At 29.3% G+C, this 3,339-nt stretch carries 3 protein-coding genes; all 3 read right to left on the reverse strand.

Annotation, left to right across the window (positions count from 1 at the left end; all coding sequences use genetic code 11):
- Window positions 1-1,204: leucine-rich repeat domain-containing protein (locus BMY82_RS09270; protein ID WP_144019738.1), on the reverse strand; the 1,204-nt coding region annotated here is incomplete at its 3' end.
- Window positions 1,205-1,234: 30 nt separating this feature from the next.
- Window positions 1,235-1,558, reverse strand: a complete 324-nt coding sequence (locus BMY82_RS09275; protein ID WP_091976271.1) for a hypothetical protein — start codon at window positions 1,556-1,558, stop codon at window positions 1,235-1,237.
- Between the two features lie 434 nt (window positions 1,559-1,992).
- The gene (gene pepT, locus BMY82_RS09280) at window positions 1,993-3,222 is read right to left on the reverse strand and encodes a peptidase T (RefSeq protein WP_091976272.1); all 1,230 of its coding nucleotides are present in this window, start codon (window positions 3,220-3,222) and stop codon (window positions 1,993-1,995) included.
- Between the last annotated feature and the right edge of the window lie 117 nt (window positions 3,223-3,339).

Consider the following 3,339-nt stretch of genomic DNA (forward strand, 5'->3'; position numbering starts at 1 on the left):
TTACAACTAATACAAATACATCTTTTTTATCTTCTGGAATATTAAAGGTTGTTCCATTTTTAGGTTTTAATGGATCTATTTTTACAATTTTACCATTTTTTTCAACCCAGTCTATATGATAGCCTTCTGTGCATGTATTTTCTTTAAACTTATAATTCCCCACAAGTTCATAATCATTTGAATTAAGATCTACTTTCATTTCTTTTGCTATTCCATTTGCAACAAAGTCTACATATCCATCATTTGATATTGAATTAATATATCCATATTCTTTTGAATCAATAGTGTTTGCGCTAAATGATAATGGTGTACTTACAATTTTTCCATCTTCATCTTTTACTATATATCTTATAGTAGCTTTATTATATATTCCCTCTGTATACACCGGCTTACTGTCATCATGCTTTCTAATTTTCACCGATACTTTCTTCGGAAGTTTTGACAATGCCTCATTTTTATTTATAACCTTTATCTTTTCTGGATTAACTACTTCCAACAAATCAAATATTTGATCGCTTTTTCCATCTTCTGCTTTAGCTACTATCTTGCTGCTATCATACTCAGAATCATTTCCTTGGGAATGTACGGTTAATAGTTTGTTTCCTAGATTGTATATAGGATTCCAATCATCTATCAGATTGTTGCTTGCACCCAAATAAGTTAGGTTTCTCATATTTTTTAAAGGCGTTAGGTCTTTTATATCATTTGAAGACATTGATAAGAATTCCAAGTTAACAAGTTTTTCTAATGCTGCTATACTCTTAACTGTCGGGTTTTTATTACCAAAAATATCATGTTTCATTCCCATTTTTGATATATCTAAATATTTTAGATTAGTCAAGTTCTTCAAAGCACTAACATCTTCAAATTCATTAAATTCTATTTCTAAATACTCTAAATTCAGCAAATTTTCCAACGGTTTTAAGTCATTTATCCCACAAGAAAATGCTATAAGACTTCTTAATTTTTTACAATTAGATAATGCTTCAATATTTCCACACTTTATAGATCTCATATCTAATTCTTCTAAATCTTCTAAATTTGAAAGTGGAGAAATATCCTTTACATTGTCGTTACTTCTAATATCTAAATGTCTTAATTTTTTACAATTTTTTAATGGTTCTAAAGAAGATTCTCGCTGATTAACAAGAGATAGCCACTCAAGGTTCTCAGCATATTCTAATCCCTTTAAAGATTTGAGCATGAAGTCCACTTCATGATTATCATGAGGCTTTCATTGTTCTGGAGAAAGTATTCTCAGATTTTTAACCATTTCCTTTGTTACAGGAAGCTTTCTCAACTCTTCATCGCTACCTTCTCTATTATATCTACTATTTATCATAAATCTAAGGTTATCATCTTCTATTACATCTGGCCCATCCCAATTATTCTTATCTTTCATAAATTCTTCTGATTTCACAACCATTTGTGAATCAGGATAAATTGAAGTTCTAACCTCTTTATTACTTTCCACACTACTATCTGCAATAGAAACAACATTTCCTATCGCATTAGCAGCAATTGCAGTACTCATTAATACTGCCACTTGCTTTTTCATTTTAATCCCCCTATTCGTTTACATTCATAATATAATTAATCATTTTTTCTATATCCCCTCTTACTTAATATAGTTTTTCTATATACGTAAGCCTACTTTATATTATCACTTTTCATTATTTTTTAACATAAAAAATACTTTCATATAGATTTTTTTCATATACTAACGTTTGCTTATTTAATAAATCTATTTCTTAATTTTTAATGTTTATTTATAAAAAAAATAAAAAGAGCAGGCAAGCTTCCCACTCTTTTTAAATTTATATTATTTATTCTTTAAAATCCCTATTTATATTTTGTTAAATTAAAATAAAATAAAAGTTTTTTTAGGTATATTTAATATTTATTATATTAAAATCTTCTTACATAATAATAAATTAAAAACCCCAAGCTTTAAAACTTAGGGTTCTTATTAAAAAATTATTATACTATTACTTATAATCCTTGTTCTGCATATTTTTCAGCAATTCTAACCATTAATTTTGCTCCTGCTTCCATAGCTTCTATACTTACTAATTCATTTCTTCCATGGAAGTTAATTCCTCCTGCAAATAGGTTTGGACATGGAAGTCCCATAAATGATAATCTAGCTCCGTCTGTTCCACCTCTTATAGGTATTACATTAGGTTCAACACCAATATCCTTCATTGCCTCTACTGCAAGATCTGCAACAAACATATTATCTTCTATTATTTCTCTCATATTATAGTAGCTATCTGTTATTTCAACTGATATTCTTCCATCATGTTTCTTTGATAATTCATCTATCTGTTTCTGGAAGAATTCTTTTCTTTCTTCAAACTTAGCTCTATCGTGATCTCTTATTATATAAATCATAGTAGTAGTTTCTGCATTACCATGAATTTCATTTAAATGGTAAAATCCTTCATAACCTTCTGTGGTTTCTGGTCTTTCACTCTTAGGGAAGGCATCCATAACTTCTGCAGACATATATACTGAGTTTATCATCTTATCCTTAGCAGAACCTGGATGAACATTTCTACCTGCTATTGTAACTACTGCAGTAGCTGCATTAAAGTTTTCATACTCAAGTTCTCCTAGTTCTCCACCATCAAAAGTATAGGCATATTTTGCTCCGAACTTTTTAACATCAAAGTGATCTGCTCCACAACCAATTTCTTCATCAGGTGTAAATCCTATCATTATATCTCCATGCTTGATTTCAGGATGATTCTTAAGATATTCAACACCTGTAACTATCTCTGCTATACCAGCCTTATCATCTGCACCAAGTAGTGTATTTCCATCTGTAACTATGATTGTCTGTCCTTTAAAATTTGCGATTTCTGGATAGTCTTTTAAAGATGTAACTATTCCCTTTTCTTCATTCAAGACAATATCTTTTCCATCGTAATTTTCTATAATTCTAGGCTTTATATCCTTTCCTGATATATCAGGGCTAGTATCCATATGTGAAATAAATCCAATTGGGCTTATTCCTTCTGTATTAGCAGGAAGCTTTGCCATTATATAGCAATTATCATCTAATGTAACATCTTCCAATCCAATCTCTTCTAATTCCTTTACTAAAACCTTTGCCAAATCAAACTGCTTTTCAGTTGACGGCGTTGTAGTAGAATTAGGATCTGACTGTGTGTCAATTGAAACATAATTTAAAAATCTTGATAAAACCTTTTCTCTCATGTTGACCTCCAAAAAATCTATTTAAAATCAATATTGATTTTACAAACTACATTATACCACTTATAGCCTTTATTTTGTGTATTTTTTGAATATATTCTACAATTTTATTTGCTTTTT

The organism is Peptostreptococcus russellii, assembly GCF_900110295.1.
Classification (GTDB): domain Bacteria; phylum Bacillota; class Clostridia; order Peptostreptococcales; family Peptostreptococcaceae; genus Peptostreptococcus; species Peptostreptococcus russellii_A.